The 17,408-nt window shown below is 37.5% G+C and carries 13 protein-coding genes; all 13 read left to right on the top strand.

Annotated features, from left to right (window positions below; all coding sequences use genetic code 11):
- Nucleotides 1-33: 33 nt before the first annotated feature.
- The 13 genes from AA089_RS01700 to ruvA all read left to right on the top strand — a co-directional run bounded on the left by AA089_RS01700 (nt 34) and on the right by ruvA (nt 17,407).
- A complete protein-coding gene (locus AA089_RS01700; protein WP_046755170.1) occupies nt 34-3,231 on the top strand; it encodes a TAT-variant-translocated molybdopterin oxidoreductase in 3,198 nt (1,065 codons plus the stop codon).
- Nucleotides 3,232-3,266: 35 nt separating this feature from the next.
- Nucleotides 3,267-4,658, top strand: coding sequence for an NrfD/PsrC family molybdoenzyme membrane anchor subunit (nrfD, locus tag AA089_RS01695; protein WP_046755169.1), 1,392 nt, complete (start codon nt 3,267-3,269; stop codon nt 4,656-4,658).
- Nucleotides 4,651-5,181, top strand: a complete 531-nt coding sequence (locus tag AA089_RS01690) for a DUF3341 domain-containing protein (RefSeq protein WP_046755168.1) — start codon at nt 4,651-4,653, stop codon at nt 5,179-5,181. Before nrfD ends, AA089_RS01690 begins: the two co-directional genes overlap by 8 nt.
- A gap of 4 nt (nt 5,182-5,185) precedes the next feature.
- Complete coding sequence (locus AA089_RS01685) at nt 5,186-5,761, top strand: c-type cytochrome (protein WP_173427040.1); 576 nt, start codon at nt 5,186-5,188, stop codon at nt 5,759-5,761.
- 28 nt (nt 5,762-5,789) lie between these two features.
- Entirely contained in the window at nt 5,790-7,220 is a 1,431-nt protein-coding gene (locus tag AA089_RS01680; protein WP_046755166.1) for a DUF4779 domain-containing protein, read from the top strand.
- 26 nt (nt 7,221-7,246) lie between these two features.
- Nucleotides 7,247-8,314 carry a cytochrome c oxidase subunit II gene (locus AA089_RS01675; RefSeq protein ID WP_046755165.1) on the top strand — a complete coding sequence of 356 codons (1,068 nt, stop codon included), beginning with the start codon at nt 7,247-7,249 and terminating at the stop codon, nt 8,312-8,314.
- A 35-nt stretch (nt 8,315-8,349) separates the two neighbouring features.
- Entirely contained in the window at nt 8,350-10,149 is a 1,800-nt protein-coding gene (locus AA089_RS01670) for a cytochrome c oxidase subunit I (protein WP_046755164.1), read from the top strand.
- A 92-nt stretch (nt 10,150-10,241) separates the two neighbouring features.
- A complete protein-coding gene (ruvB, locus tag AA089_RS01665) occupies nt 10,242-11,264 on the top strand; it encodes a Holliday junction branch migration DNA helicase RuvB (protein ID WP_046755163.1) in 1,023 nt (340 codons plus the stop codon).
- A 168-nt stretch (nt 11,265-11,432) separates the two neighbouring features.
- Nucleotides 11,433-12,767, top strand: a complete 1,335-nt coding sequence (locus AA089_RS01660; protein ID WP_046755162.1) for a cytochrome P450 — start codon at nt 11,433-11,435, stop codon at nt 12,765-12,767.
- Nucleotides 12,764-13,693, top strand: a complete 930-nt coding sequence (gene queG, locus AA089_RS01655; RefSeq protein WP_046755161.1) for a tRNA epoxyqueuosine(34) reductase QueG — start codon at nt 12,764-12,766, stop codon at nt 13,691-13,693. Before AA089_RS01660 ends, queG begins: the two co-directional genes overlap by 4 nt.
- 11 nt (nt 13,694-13,704) lie before the next feature.
- Nucleotides 13,705-14,310 (top strand): hypothetical protein, encoded by a 606-nt coding sequence (locus AA089_RS01650; protein ID WP_046755160.1) that lies wholly within the window; start codon nt 13,705-13,707, stop codon nt 14,308-14,310.
- 113 nt (nt 14,311-14,423) lie between these two features.
- Entirely contained in the window at nt 14,424-16,727 is a 2,304-nt protein-coding gene (locus AA089_RS01645) for an NADP-dependent malic enzyme (RefSeq protein ID WP_046755159.1), read from the top strand.
- 98 nt (nt 16,728-16,825) lie between these two features.
- A complete protein-coding gene (ruvA, locus tag AA089_RS01640) occupies nt 16,826-17,407 on the top strand; it encodes a Holliday junction branch migration protein RuvA (protein ID WP_046755158.1) in 582 nt (193 codons plus the stop codon).
- Nucleotide 17,408: the final 1 nt, after the last annotated feature.

The raw sequence follows: 17,408 nt of genomic DNA, 5'->3' as shown, positions 1-17,408 counted from the left end.
TATTAATTAAGAAGCTAATTTTATATATATAATATGGCATCAAACAAGAAATACTGGAAAAGTGTTGAGGAGCTAAATGAGAATAGCACCATTGTTGAGACGCTTAGACAGAATGAGTTTGTAGAAGAAGTTCCTGTAGATGAATTCTTAGGGGATAAAGAGACTTTAGAGTCTTCTTCAACTTCTCGTAGAGACTTTCTTAAATATGTTGGTTTTAGTACAGCCGCTGCTACATTAGCAGCCTGTGAAGGACCAGTAATCAAGTCTATTCCTTATGTAGTGCAGCCTGAAACGATCATTCCAGGAGTTGCAGACTACTATGCAACAACAATTGCAGATGGATACGACTTTGCAAGTATCTTAATTAAAACAAGAGAAGGTCGTCCAATCAAAGTTGAAAACAACAAGGAAGCTGCTGTAAAAGGAAGTGCAAATGCTAGAATTCAAGCATCTGTACTATCTTTATATGACAGTATGAGAGTGAAAACACCTAAAATTGCTGGCGAGGAAACAAGTTGGGAAGAATTTGATGGAGAAGTTTTTCAACGTATAAGAACCGTTGCAGATTCAGGAAAACCATTAGTGTTGTTAACGCAAACCTTTGCAAGTCCTTCAACGGCTAAATTGATTGAAGAATTCAAAGCGAAGTTTTCCAACGTACGTCACGTAACATATGATGCAATATCTGAGTCAACTGCATTAGACGCTTTCGAAGCAAAATACGGAGAAAGAGGTTTAGCTGACTATGATTTCGCGAAAGCAGAACTCATCGTGTCTGTTGGAGCTGATATCTTAGGAGACTGGCAAGGTGGTGGATATGATGATGGATATGCAAAAGGAAGAATTCCTCAAGGAAAACATGGTCAGGCAAAAATGTCAAGACACATTCAATTTGAGTCTAACATGTCTTTATCAGGAGCAAATGCTGATAAGCGTGTGCCATTAACACCATCTGATCAAAAAGTTGCATTAGCTAAAATTTACGCAGGAATTACTGGAAATGCTGTTTCTGGAAGAAAACTTTCTGACAAAGTAGAAGATGCTATCGCAAAAGCGGTTGGTCAAATAAAACAAGCAAAAACAAAAGCAGTAGTTGTATCTGGAATCAATGATGTAGATGCGCAAAGTTTAGTTTTAGCAATAAATGAATACCTCAATAGTGAAGCATTTGATGCAAATGCGCCTCGTAAAATAAGACAAGGAAACGACAAAGCAGTTGCGAAGTTAGTTGCTGATGTTAAAAACGGAGCTGTTGGTGGAGTAATCATGGCTGGTGTAAATCCAGTATACACTTTGGCAAACGGAAAAGAATTCGCTGAAGGTCTTCAGAAATTAGAACTAGCTGTTACGTTTACAATGAAAGAAGACGAAACGGCACTAAATACAAAATACATTGCTCCGGCTCCACATTATTTAGAATCTTGGGGAGATGTTGAAATGAAAAAAGGTCATTACAGTGTAATGCAACCTACTATCCGTCCATTATTTGATACAAGACAATTTCAAGATGCTTTATTAAAATGGACAGGAAGTGAACAAACATATTACGAATACATCAAAGAAACTTGGTCTGCTGATATCTTAGGAGGAACTTCTTGGAACAAAGCTGTTCATGATGGTGTATTCAAAACAACTGCCACGGTAAGTTTAGCTGACGAAGCAACAGATGCCATAGAAAATGCACCTGAAGCTGAAGAAGGAGAAGAAACGGCACCTCAAAGTGTTGATGTAAATGCTCAGGCTAGAAAATTAGCAGGAACAAAAGTAGCTACAGGAATGGAGTTGGTTTTATATGCTAAAACAGGAATGGGAGACGGACAGCAAGCAAACAATCCTTGGTTACAAGAATTCCCTGATCCAATTACAAGAGCTTCTTGGGATAACTATCTAACAGTTTCCAAAGCAGATGCTGCCAAACTAGAATTAGTAAACGAAAATGTTGCGAATGGTGGTTTAAATGGTAGTTATGCAAAAGTAACTGTCAATGGTGTTTCTTTAGAAGTGCCAGTTATCATTCAACCAGGTCAAGCCAAAGGAACAGTTGGTTTAGCAGTTGGTTATGGTAAAGAAGCTGGAATCAAAGAAGAGATGCAGACAGGTGTAAACGCTTACACATTCTACAATAACTTCAACTCAGCTCAAGAAGTAACGGTAACGGCTGCTGCAAGAGAAATGCATGAATTTGCATGTGTACAGTTGCACAATACCTTAATGGGTAGAGGTGATATCGTTAAAGAAACGACCATAGAAATTTTCAATACATACGGTAAAGAAGATCTAAAACACGGATGGAATGTAATGCCACACGTGTCTAAAGATCACGAAATGATTTCTGCAACATCACCAGATGCTGATTTGTGGGATGAATTTGATCGTTCTATCGGACATCACTTTAACCTATCAATTGACTTAAACGCTTGTACAGGTTGTGGCGCATGTGTAATTGCATGTCACGCAGAAAACAATGTGCCAGTAGTTGGTAAAACGGAAGTTAGAAGAAGTAGAGATATGCACTGGTTGCGTATTGATAGATACTATTCTTCAGAAGAAACGTTTGCTGGAGATGACGAGGCAAAAGAAAACTTTGATGGACTTGGTCTTGGGAATTATGTGTTTGGAGATAGAGAAGGAAATGGATCACTTTCTGGTTTTGCTAGATTAGAAGATCCGTCTGAGAATCCACAAGTAGCATTTCAACCAGTAATGTGTCAGCACTGTAACCACGCTCCATGTGAGACGGTTTGTCCAGTTGCTGCAACATCGCACGGTCGTCAAGGTCAAAACCACATGGCATATAACCGTTGTGTAGGAACTCGTTACTGTGCAAACAACTGTCCTTATAAAGTACGTCGATTCAACTGGTTCTTATACAATAAGAATGATGAATTTGATTATCATATGAATGACGATTTAGGTCGTATGGTATTAAACCCAGACGTAGTAGTTCGTTCTCGTGGAGTGATGGAAAAATGTTCTATGTGTATTCAAATGACACAAAAAACAATCCTTGATGCAAAACGTGAAGGTCGTCAAATCAAAGATGGAGAATTCCAAACCGCTTGTTCATCAGCATGTAGCTCAGGTGCAATGGTATTTGGAGATATCAATGACAAGGAAAGTAAAGTTGCTAAGTCTCTAAAAGATGATCGTATGTATCATTTATTAGAACACGTAGGAACGAAGCCAAACGTACAGTATTACGTGAAGGTTAGAAACACTAAAGAAGCATAAAAAAAGAATTAATAAGAAACAATTATAAACGGATTATGGCGTCGCATTACGAAGCACCTATAAGAAAACCCTTAGTAACTGGAGACAAATCATATCATGATGTAACACTTGATATTGTTGCTCCTGTAGAAGGAAAAGCTAATAAGCAATGGTGGATAGTATTTTCTATTGCATTAGTAGCATTCCTTTGGGGAATTGGATGTATTATTTACACAATATCTACTGGTATTGGAGTTTGGGGTCTTAACAAAACTGTCGGTTGGGCTTGGGATATCACAAACTTCGTTTGGTGGGTTGGTATTGGTCACGCAGGAACATTGATTTCTGCCGTACTATTACTTTTCCGTCAAAAATGGAGAATGGCAATTAACCGATCTGCGGAAGCTATGACCATTTTCTCAGTAGTACAAGCAGGATTATTCCCTATCATTCACATGGGACGTCCTTGGTTAGCATACTGGGTATTGCCAATTCCAAACCAATTTGGATCGTTATGGGTAAACTTTAACTCTCCACTACTTTGGGATGTATTTGCAATTTCTACCTATTTATCTGTATCATTAGTATTCTGGTGGACAGGTTTATTACCAGATTTTGCAATGATTAGAGATAGAGCAGTAAAGCCTTTCCAAAAGAAAATTTACAGTTTAGTAAGTTTCGGTTGGAGTGGACGTGCTAAAGATTGGCAACGTTTTGAAGAAGTATCATTGGTACTTGCAGGTTTAGCAACACCATTAGTACTTTCTGTACATACCATTGTATCGTTTGACTTCGCAACATCGGTAATACCAGGATGGCATACGACAATCTTCCCACCATATTTCGTGGCAGGAGCGATTTTCTCAGGATTTGCCATGGTAAACACCTTATTAATCATCATGCGTAAAGTGTGTAATATGGAAGACTATATTACATTACAACACATCGAATTAATGAACATCGTAATCATGATTACTGGTTCTATCGTTGGTTGTGCATACATTACAGAATTATTCATCGCATGGTATTCAGGAGTAGAATTTGAACAATATGCATTCTTAAACAGAGCAACTGGTCCTTACTGGTGGGCATACTGGGCAATGATGACATGTAACGTGTTCTCTCCACAATTTATGTGGTCTAAAAAATTAAGAACAAGTATTATGTTCTCTTTTATAATCTCTATTGTCGTAAACATTGGAATGTGGTTTGAGCGTTTCGTAATTATCGTAACATCATTACACAGAGATTACCTTCCATCATCATGGACGATGTTCTCACCAACATTTGTAGACATAGGAATATTTATAGGTACGATTGGCTTCTTCTTTGTATTGTTCTTACTATATTCAAGAACATTCCCTGTCATTGCACAGGCGGAAGTAAAATCAATCTTAAAATCATCAGGAGAAAAATATAAAAAATTAAGAGACGGTAACCATGAGTAGTAAAGTAATACAAGCAATGTATACCGATGATGATGTACTAATGTCAGCAGTGAAAAAAGTACGTCAAGAAAATCATCACATCGAAGAAGTGTACACGCCATTTCCTGTACATGGACTAGACAAAGCAATGGGACTTGCGCCTACGCGATTGGCAATTACAGCATTCATGTATGGATGTGTTGGATTGGCTGTTGCCACCACAATGATGTATTACATTATGATTGTGGATTGGCCTCAAAATATCGGTGGAAAGCCAAGCTTTAGTTTTATAGAAAACATGCCAGCATTCGTGCCAATTATGTTTGAAATGACCGTTTTCTTTGCAGCACATTTAATGGTAATTACTTTTTACATGAGAAGTAAATTATGGCCATTTAAAGAAGCAGAAAACCCTGATCCAAGAACCACAGACGATCACTTCTTAATGGAAGTGGCAGTTCACGGAGGAAATGAAGAAGAATTAACAGCATTGTTGCTTGCAACGGGTGCTACAGAAATAAAAGTCACTGACAAAAAGCATTAATAAGATGATAAAGAGCCTTATAAAAATAGGAGTCGTTTTTGGAGCAGCAATGCTAATGACTTCATGCTTTAATAAATCACAACCAAACTACCAGTATTTTCCTAACATGTACGAACCTGTAGGATATGAAGCGTATCAAGAAGTTGATGGCGTTCCTTATGGAGGTTTTGCAGAGCACAATATGGAAGCGCAAATTCCAGCAGAAGGAAGTGTAAAAAGAGGTTGGTTGCCTTATGAGTATGAAAATACCAATGAAGGATACGAAGCCGCAAAAGCTGAACTCAAATCACCTTTGGTTACCAATGAAGAAAATATGGCAAAAGGTAAAGAACTATATGGAATTTACTGTGCCATATGTCATGGAAATAAAGGAGATGGACAAGGGATTCTCATGAAGCGTGAAAAATTCCTAGGAATTCCAGCTTACAATGATGCAGGAAGAGCAATTACAGAAGGAAGTATTTACCATGTATTAATGTACGGTAAAAACAACATGGGATCACACGCTAGTCAATTAGATACAAAAGAGCGTTGGCAAGTAGTTCAACATGTATTAAAGTTGAAAGCAGATTTAAAATAAGATCAATAAAGACATAGAATTATATACAATGTATACGTTTTCAAATAGATTAAGACTTTTCGCAATAATTTCCATGATTCTTGGAGGAATATTAGTAGGAGTAAGTTTTGCTACTACACCAGGTTCTGTAGAGGAAATGAAAGCTCATGAAGCTGCACACGGACATGGCGGACATGGAGAAGAAGCGAGTCATGATGATGGTAAAACAGCTCACCATGACGATCACAAAACTGATGCCCATGCAACAAACGATCATCACGGAGAAACTTCTCATGATGATGCGCATGCTTCTGAAGGTCATCATGACGCTGGAGCTGGTCACCACAATTCAGCAAAGCACGATGAGCACAAATTAACACAATTACAAAACAAGCCTTGGGCAGCAATATACATCGCAGCGTTCTTCTTTATGATGATATCATTAGGAGTATTAGCATTCTATGCCATACAACGCGCCGCGCAAGCAGGATGGTCGCCAGTACTTTTCAGAGTTATGGAAGGAATCACTGCCTACATCATTCCTGGAACAATCAGTATCATTATACTTTTGGTACTTTGTATGCCAAGCTTACACTTAAATCACTTATTCCACTGGATGGATCCAAAATTAGTAGACCCTGACAGTGAAATTTTTGACACGTTAACGTATGGTAAAAAAGCATGGTTAAATGTGCCTTGGTTCCTAATCAGAGCCGTAATATATAGTGCTATTTGGGTTGCATATCGTCAACTATCAAGAAAATTCTCGTTACGACAAGATGATGCTGATGATAATAGCAACTTCAAGAAAAACTTCAGATTGGCTGCAATATTTTTAGTACTATTCTTAATCTCTGAATCTATGATGTCATGGGACTGGATTATGTCTTTCGATCACCACTGGTTTAGTACATTATTTGGATGGTACGTATTCGCAAGTATGTTTGTATCTGGAATCACAGTAATTGCTTTAGTAACAATATATCTTAAATCAAAAGGACTATTACCATATGTAAATGATAGTCACTTACACGATTTAGCAAAATTTATGTTCGGTGTTAGTATTTTCTGGACATACTTATGGTTCTCTCAATTCATGTTAATCTGGTACTCAAACATTCCAGAAGAAGTAACATACTTCGTTACACGTATTGAAGACTATAACTTGCCATTCTTCGGAATGATTGCATTAAACTTAATATTCCCATTACTCATCTTAATGAATAGCGACTTTAAGAGACTTAATTGGATTATAGTAATTGCAGGAACAGTGATCCTATTTGGTCACTACATAGATGTATTCAATATGGTTATGCCAGCTACAGTTGGTCCAAACTGGTCATTAGGAATGCCAGAAATAGGAGGAATATTATTCTTCTTAGGATTATTCATATTTGTAGTATTTACAGCACTAACAAAAGCACCATTATTGGCAAAACGAAATCCGTTTATTGAAGAAAGTAAACAATTTCATTATTAATTAATCTCAAAACAGTATAAAATAAGATGACTACTGGTTTACTAACGTTTATAGTAATTATCCTAATTGCAATCGCAATTTGGCAGCTGACGAAGATTTTCGATTTATCGCAAGCGAAAGCAGATAACTCTCAGGTAGCTAATGACAAGGATAACAATATCAATGGATACCTCATGATGGGATTCTTGATGTTCATATACATTATTACAATAATCTCTTTCGTAAAATGGGGTGACTTGCCATTAATTGGAAACGCTGCATCAGAACACGGTGCAAGTGTTGATACCTTAATGATCATATCAATGATATTGATCTTCTTCGTACAAACGCTAACACAAGCATTATTACACTACTTCGCATTCAAATACAGAGGTAGAGAAGGACAAAAAGCATTATACTATGCAGACAATGATAAATTGGAATTTATCTGGACAATCATTCCAGTAATTACATTAGCTGGTTTAATTCTTTATGGACTATTCACTTGGAATGAAATCATGGATGTAAACATGGAAGACGATCCAATTGTAGTAGAATTATATGCACAACAGTTCAACTGGAAAGCAAGATACGCTGGAGAAGACAATGTATTAGGTAAGGCAAATGTACGTTTAATCGATTTAGGTCCTGCGGCAAATATCTTAGGTTTAGATACAGAAGATCCATATGCACAAGATGATATCATCGTACAAGAACTACACTTGCCTGTCAACAGAAAAGTAGTATTCAAAATGCGTTCGCAAGATGTATTACACTCTGCGTATATGCCACACTTCAGAATGCAAATGAACTGTGTTCCTGGGATGATTACCGAATTTGCGATGACGCCAAACATGACGACAGAGGAAATGCGTGAAACATCAAAAATCACAAACAAAGTAAGACGTATCAATGATATAAGAGCTGCTAAAAGTGAAAAACTCCTAGCGGAAGGAAAAGATGCGTTAGAAGCATACGAATTTGATTTCCTATTACTATGTAATAAAATTTGTGGGGAATCACATTACAACATGCAAATGAAAGTGATTGTAGAAAGTGAAGAAGACTACAACAAGTGGATCGCAGAACAAAAAACTTTCGGAGGAAAGGAATAATTAAAAAAATAATTAAAAAGATATAATATATAGATATGTCAGCAACAGCAGTACACGCAGAAGATCACGGACACGACGATCACGGACATCATCACAAAGAGACATTCATGACTAAATACATATTTAGTCAAGATCACAAAATGATTGCCAAGCAGTATCTTATTACAGGTACGATCATGGGAGTTATTGGTATCATGATGTCTATATTTTTTCGTATGCAAATTGCATGGCCAAAGGAATCATTTACAATCTTTGAAATATTTTTAGGGAATTGGGCTCCTGACGGCGTATTGAGTGCAGATAAATACTTAGCCTTAGTTACAATTCATGGTACAATCATGGTATTCTTTGTATTAACGGCAGGTCTAAGTGGTACATTTAGTAACTTACTAATTCCATTGCAAATTGGAGCTAGAGATATGGCTTCAGGATTCCTAAACATGGTATCATACTGGTTATTCTTTATTTCAAGTGTAATCATGGTATTATCCTTATTTGTAGAAGGTGGAGCAGCATCATCAGGTTGGACAATCTATCCACCGTTAAGTGCCTTACCAGAAGCAATTCCAGGATCTGGGTTAGGAATGACGTTATGGTTAGTCTCAATGGCAATATTCATTGCATCATCATTACTAGGATCACTAAACTACATAGTGACGGTAATCAACCTTAGAACAAAAGGAATGTCTATGACAAGATTACCATTAACAATTTGGGCGTTCTTTGTAACGGCTATCATTGGTGTGGTTTCGTTCCCAGTATTATTATCAGCAGCATTATTATTAATATTCGATAGAAGCTTTGGAACATCGTTCTATCTATCAGACATATTCATACAAGGAGAAGTATTACACTATCAAGGTGGTTCGCCAGTACTATTTGAACACTTATTCTGGTTCTTAGGACATCCTGAAGTATACATTGTATTACTTCCAGCATTAGGGATTACCTCAGAAGTAATTGCTACAAACTCTCGAAAACCAATTTTCGGTTACCGAGCCATGGTAGCTTCTATCTTAGCAATTGCATTCCTTTCAACAATTGTTTGGGGACACCATATGTTTATCTCAGGAATGAATCCATTCCTTGGATCAGTATTTACATTTACAACACTATTAATTGCCATACCATCAGCGGTAAAAGCATTTAACTATATCACAACACTCTGGAAAGGTAACTTACAGATGAATCCAGCAATGCTTTTCTCTATCGGATTAGTATCAACATTCATCACTGGAGGATTAACAGGAATTATTCTTGGAGACAGTACATTAGATATCAATGTTCACGATACATATTTCGTGGTAGCACACTTCCACTTAGTAATGGGTATATCTGCTCTTTACGGAATGTTTGCAGGTGTCTATCACTGGTTCCCTAGAATGTTTGGTAGAATGATGAACAAAAACTTAGGATATGTTCACTTCTGGGTAACAGCGATTACGGCATATGGAGTTTTCTTTCCAATGCACTTTATCGGAATGGCAGGTTTACCAAGACGTTATTATACAAACTCTGAATTCCCGTTATTTGACGATTTAGCAAACGTAAACGTAGTTATTACAACATTTGCAATCATTGGTGGAGCATTCCAGTTAGTATTCCTTTACAACTTCTTTAGTAGTATGTTCTACGGAAAAAAAGCGCCACAAAACCCATGGAGATCAAATACATTAGAATGGACAGCACCAGTAGAGCACATTCACGGAAACTGGCCAGGAGAAATTCCTCATGTACACCGTTGGGCATATGACTATAGCAAACCAGGACATGATGATGATTTCGTTCCTCAGAATGTTCCAATGAAGGATGACGAAGAAGAATTACATCACTAACATCTCCGCGAAAACGTAGATCTCACACAAGAGATTCATTATATCAAAGCCTTTCTACTCAGAAAGGCTTTTCTTTTTTTATCTTTGTAGTAATGAATGACAATTTAGACCCTACAAATCAGAACTACTCATCTGAAGAATTAGATGTTGAAAAAGCATTGCGTCCACTATCTTTTGGAGATTTTACTGGACAAGATCAAGTATTAGAAAACTTGCAAGTCTTTGTGCAAGCAGCCAATCTACGTGATGAAGCACTAGATCATACCTTATTTCATGGACCTCCAGGATTGGGAAAAACAACATTAGCACACATTTTAGCAAACGAACTCGAAGTAGGTATCAAAGTAACCTCAGGACCTGTGTTAGACAAGCCAGGCGATTTGGCAGGATTACTGACCAACTTGGATGAGCGTGATGTCCTATTCATAGACGAAATACATCGATTAAGTCCCATAGTGGAAGAATATCTCTATTCCGCAATGGAAGATTACAAAATCGATATCATGATTGAATCTGGGCCAAATGCCCGAACGGTTCAAATCAACCTAAATCCATTCACACTAGTTGGTGCAACAACACGTTCAGGATTACTAACAGCGCCAATGCGAGCACGTTTCGGAATTGCTAGCCGTTTACAATACTATTCTACGGAATTACTATCAACTATTGTACAACGAAGTGCGCAAATACTAAAAGTTCCTATTACCATGGAAGCTGCCATAGAAATTGCAGGAAGAAGTCGTGGAACACCGCGTATCGCAAATGCATTATTACGAAGAGTGCGCGATTTTGCTCAAATAAAAGGAAACGGAAATATCGATATAGAAATTGCTCGTTACGGTCTAAAAGCGCTAAATGTAGATGCATACGGTTTAGATGAAATGGACAATAGAATTCTATCCACAATCATTGACAAATTCAAGGGTGGACCTGTAGGAATCACAACACTAGCGACAGCCGTTTCAGAAAGTGGCGAAACCATTGAAGAAGTATACGAACCATTTCTCATTCAGCAAGGTTTCATCATCAGGACACCTAGAGGAAGAGAAGTTACGGAGCTTGCATACAAACATTTGGGAAGAGTCAAAGGTGGCGTTCAAGGTGGACTTTTTTAGGAATGATGAATTATAAATGTTGAATGTAAAAGTATTTTTGAATAACGAATAACGAATAACGAATAACGAATAACGAATAACAAAGGAGCAAAGCGACTTAAACCCAACACCCAACACCCAACACCCAAAACCCAAAAGCATAGCGACCCAAACACCCAACACCCAAACATGTACAAATACCCAAACAAAATTCCTTTCTTAAACCTGTTATTCAGATCGTCCTCAATAACACGAAACCCAATTCCGTTTCACAAAGAAGGTTTTGACAAACATGGGGATTCATTTGCAATAAAAGCACCTTTTGCCAAACCAGTGATGCTTACACGCGATGCCGAAATCACAAAACACATTCTGCGAAAAAATCATCGGAATTATAACAAATCCAAAATTCAAACAAAATACTTATCCAAATACGTTGGAAAAGGGTTACTAACCGCAAGTGGCGATTATTGGTTAAAACAACGCAGACTCATTCAACCCGCATTTCATAAAGAAAAACTGCAGAAACTTGTGGCAATCATGGAAGGCGAAATAGAAAAACAACTAAAAACCATTCAGGAAAATAAAACGGTAGCATTATATCCAATCATGAATCAATTGGCGTTTCATGTCGTAGCAAAATCGTTGTTCAACTATTCTTCGGACGACAATACCATGCATCGTTTGCAAGAAATCATTGAAAAATTGCAAGACTTTATCATTCGTGAAATCCGTCAGCCACACAAAAAATGGTGGTACAAAGTGAGCGGTTTGGTTGGGAAACACATGAAATTAGTTCAAGAAAGTAGAAACATCATTAACAAAGTTATTGACGAACGTCGTGTATCAAACCAAGAACATGACGATTTACTAGACATGTTGCTAAAAGCAAAATACGAAGATGATGGAACGTCCATGACCAATGAACAACTCATTGATGAAATCCTAATCTTCTTTGTGGCAGGTCACGAAACGACGGCAAATGCACTCACATTTACATTTCACTTATTGGCAAGCAATGAAGAAACACTTCAAAAAGCAGTTGCAGAAGTGGATACGGTTGACAATTCTTTGCCACATATGGAAAAGCTGGCAAAACTCAACTATGTAAAAAACTGCGTAGAAGAATCCATGCGATTATATCCGCCAGCGTGGATTACAGACAGAGTTGCCATTGAAGACGATTCCTTTACAGAATTCAATATAGAAAAAGGCACAATGATCGGGATTTCGTTTTACGAATTACATCGAAACAAAAAATATTGGGATAATCCTGATGCGTTCATTCCAGAGCGTTTCTCAGATGAAAACCGTAAAAAAACAGCAGGATATTACTTTCCATTTGGCGCAGGACCACGGATGTGTATCGGAAACGGATTTGCTTTATACGAAATGATGTTGACGGTATATGCTGTATTAAAAAAATATCATATCGAAACAGATCAAACTGAAATAGAAATTGCACCGTTAATTACACTAAAGCCAATCGACTTACGTCTAAAATTTACAAAACGTACTTCTTGAATGTAAAAGCAACACATACCAAACGCATCAAAGAAGAAGCAAAACGGCTTGGTTTTCTATCTTGCGGAATCTCCAAAGCGGAATTCTTAGAAGAAGAAGCACCGCGATTAGAAGTGTGGCTCAACAAAAATATGCACGGCGAAATGAGTTACATGGAAAATCATTTCGACAAACGATTAGATCCTACAAAACTGGTTGACGATTCAAAATCAGTGGTTTCATTATTGCTAAATTACTTTCCGCTAGAAACTCAAAAAGATTCAGAAGCGCCAAAAATTTCAAAATATGCGTACGGAACGGATTATCATTTCGTCATCAAAGACAAACTTAAACACTTGCTCAACTTCATTCAAGAGGAAATTGGCGAAGTTTCAGGACGCGCGTTTGTTGATTCGGCTCCTGTATTAGACAAAGCTTGGGCAGCAAAAAGTGGTTTGGGTTGGATGGGAAAACACAGTAACTTGCTCACACAAAAAGTAGGTTCATTCTATTTCATTGCCGAACTCATCATCGATTTGGAACTCGAATACGATTCGCCTGTTACAGATCATTGCGGAAGCTGCACAGCGTGTATTGACGCGTGTCCAACGCAAGCCATCGTAGAACCATATGTGGTGGATGGAAGCAAATGTATCTCGTACTTTACCATCGAACTCAAAAATGAAATTCCAACACATGTACAAGGGCAATTTGACAATTGGATGTTCGGTTGCGATGTCTGCCAAGATGTTTGCCCGTGGAATCGTTTCTCAAAACCACACAACGAACCTTTATTCAATCCGCATCCCGAATTGTTGTCGATGTCTAAAAAAGAATGGGAAGAAATCACGCAAGAAGTCTTTAGTGAACTCTTTAAAAAATCTGCGGTAAAGCGAACAAAATATACAGGTTTGATGCGAAACATCAATTTCTTGAAAAATAGCTAAACTCAATAGAAGTGAATACAAAAGAACTTATCGGAACTAGCATCAAAGACATCTTACTGTGGTCAAAACTAGAAGTTGGCGGAATAGACGAAGCAGAAGTTTTTATCAAATTGACTAATGATAAAACGGTTAAAATTCCTTGGAGTAGTACTTCTGAAAACATAGAAACTAAACTAAAATCTGGTGCACAGAGTTTAATTCAAAAAGCAAAAAATAAAATCAAGATAGATACTATTGAATATAATTTTCCCGAAGGCAAAACATGGAACGACATACAAAAAGAAGTGGAAGAACATCAAAAATCTTCACTTTTTGGACGCTTAAAATATATGATCGGTATAAAAAATAAGATACCGAAGGAATACATAATTGAAACAATAACTTACCAAGACAACACCATCAAAAAGTTAGAAAATGAAAAAATAGTAGATTTTTTAATATTTGAAGATGCTGATTCGGTTGGTTTCCTAGAACTTGAAAATGGAAATTTACTATCAGAAACAATCACGGCACCACATGGAACAGGCATGGCTGGACTTGTTTTTTTTGAAAATATACAAGAATTTGAAAGCCATTGCGGAACTGATTACAAAAGACTTCAAAACAATCAACGTTAAATAAAACCAAAGAAACCACATTTAATTTTTTCCTTTAAACTCAGACATTTAAATTTGCAAATTCATATTGCTTGTAAACCATAAATCACTTACAGGCGACGAAATCGATCTATATGAGCAAAAGCAACAAAGAACGCAAAAGGAGAGAAGCACTAATATACCATGCGAAACCGCAACCAGGAAAAATAAAAGTGGTTCCTACCAAAAGATATTCTACCCAACGTGACTTATCATTAGCATATTCGCCAGGTGTTGCAGAACCTTGTTTAGAAATAGCAAAGGACAAAGCAAACGTTTATAAATACACTACAAAAGGAAACTTAGTGGCAGTAATTTCAAACGGAACAGCGGTTTTGGGTTTAGGTGACATTGGTCCGGAAGCGTCAAAACCTGTGATGGAAGGAAAAGGTTTGCTCTTCAAAATATTTGCAGATATCGATGTGTTCGATATTGAAGTAGATACAAAAGATGTAGATCAATTTATTGAAACTGTAAAAAATATTGCGCCTACTTTTGGTGGAATCAACTTAGAAGACATTGCAGCGCCAGAAGCGTTTGAAATAGAACGTAGACTTGTTGAAGAACTTGATATTCCTGTGATGCACGACGATCAACACGGAACAGCAATCATTTCTTCAGCTGCGTTAATCAATGCCTTAGAAATTGCCGAAAAAAACATTGAAGACGTGCGTTTTGTCATTTCAGGAGCTGGTTCGGCAGCCATTTCATGCATGAATCTGTATGTGGCGCTTGGCGCGAAACTGGAAAACATCGCCATGTTTGATGTAGATGGTTTATTGCACAAAGGACGTACAGACTTATCGCCAATGCAAGCGCGTTTCAGAACATCAAAACACTATGACTCTTTAGCAGATGCGTTAAAAGGCGCAGATGTATTCTTAGGACTTTCTGTAGGAAACATCGTTTCACAAGACATGTTACGCTCAATGGCAGACAACCCAATTGTGTTTGCAATGGCAAATCCGACACCAGAAATCTCGTACCGAGAAGCCATCGCTTCACGTGAAGATATTATCATGGCAACGGGTCGATCCGATCATCCAAATCAAGTAAACAACGTACTTGGTTTTCCATTCATATTCCGTGGAGCTTTAGATGTGCGTGCAACAAAAATTAACGAAGCCATGAAAATGGCAGCCGTAAAAGCATTAGCAGCATTGGCAAAAGAGCCAGTGCCAGAACAAGTAAACATTGCGTACGGAGAAACCAAGCTCAACTTCGGGAAAGATTACATTATTCCAAAACCATTTGATCCGCGACTCATTGCCAAAATTCCACCAGCAATTGCAAGAGCCGCAATGGAATCAGGTGTTGCTACAGAACCTATTGAAGATTGGGTACGTTATGAAGACGAACTCTTACACCGCTTAGGAGCCGATAACAAAATCATTCGTCTATTGCACAAAAGAGCACGTACCAATCCAAAACGAGTTGTATTTACAGAAGCTGACTACTTAGACGTATTAAAAGCGGCACAATATGTATACGATGAAGGTATTGCAATTCCGATTTTATTAGGAAATGAAAAAACAATTCAAGAACTCAGAGCCGAACTAGAATTTGATGGTGATGTTGAAGTGATTGATCCTAAAAGTGACGAACAAACAGAACGCAGAGAACAATTTGCAAACCTTTATTGGGAATCTAGAAAGCGCAAAGGCGTTACCTTAATTGATGCACAAAAGAAAATGCGCGAACGTAACTACTTTGCAGCAATGTTGGTAAATGATGGTTATGCAGACGGATTAATCTCAGGCTATTCAAGAAGTTACCCAATGGTTGTAAAACCAATGTTAGAACTCATTGGAACAGCAAAAGGTGTCAAAAAAGTAGCAACAACCAACTTAATGATTACGGAGCGAGGACCAATGTTCTTATCAGATACTTCTATAAACATTGACCCAACTGCCCGCGAATTGGCAAAAATTGCACAAATGACGGCACTTGCAGTAAAAATGTTCGGACTAGAACCAAATATTGCAATGCTATCGTACTCAAACTTTGGTTCGTCAGAAAATGAAAGAGCCAAAAAAGTAAGTGAAGCTGTAGAATATCTACACAAATTCTATCCAGATGTCAATGTTGATGGAGCTGTTCAGTCAGATTTTGCACTAAACCGAGAAATGTTAGCAGAAAAATTCCCATTCTCCAAATTGGCAGGAAAAGAAGTAAACACGCTGGTATTTCCAAACTTAGATGCGGCAAACATTACCTATAAACTCATGAAAGAGCTAAACAAAGCAGATTCTATTGGACCCATAATGCTTGGTATGAGTAAGCCTGTACACATTTTGCAATTGGGCGCAAGTGTTGACGAAATAATCAATATGGCAGCTGTAGTTGTGGTGGATGCACAAGAAAAAGAAAAATGGCAATTGCGAAAAGAAGAATCCTAAAAACGATGCGAATGCTACATTCGTAGATTAAAGGTTAAAAACGTTAAATAAATGTGAATAAATTTATTACATTTGGGACTTTAACTAGTAGCAAATAGATGATTACTCACATACAAGGGAAACTCGTAGAGAAAAATCCAACGGATGTCGTGATAGAATGTAATGGAGTCGGATACTTTATCAATATCTCTCTAACGACGTACTCACAAATTCCAAACCAAGAACATATCAAACTATTTACACATCTTCATGTTCGTGAAGATGCACAAACGTTATATGGTTTTTTCCAAAAAGCCGAACGCGCAATATTTCGTTTACTTATCTCTGTTTCAGGAATTGGAACAAGCACTGCGCGCACCATGTTGTCCTCATTATCTTCAGAAAAAATATGTGAAGCCATAGGTTCCGCAGATGTAGCCACCATTCAAAGTGTAAAAGGAATTGGTGCAAAAACGGCACAACGTGTTATCATTGAATTAAAAGATAAAATCTTAAAATTATACGATCTTGACGAAGTTTCTATGTCGCAAAGCAATACAAACAAAGAAGAAACGTTATCTGCTTTGGAAGTATTAGGTTTTGCCCGAAAACAATCTGAAAGAGTCCTCGATAAAATAATTAAAGAAATGCCAAATGGAAGTGTAGAAGAATTGATCAAACTGGCATTAAAAAACTTATAAG

The organism is Kordia jejudonensis (assembly GCF_001005315.1).
Lineage (GTDB): Bacteria > Bacteroidota > Bacteroidia > Flavobacteriales > Flavobacteriaceae > Kordia > Kordia jejudonensis.
The sequence above is the reverse complement of the archived record's forward strand: the minus strand, read 5'-3'. Positions and strand labels throughout refer to the sequence as shown.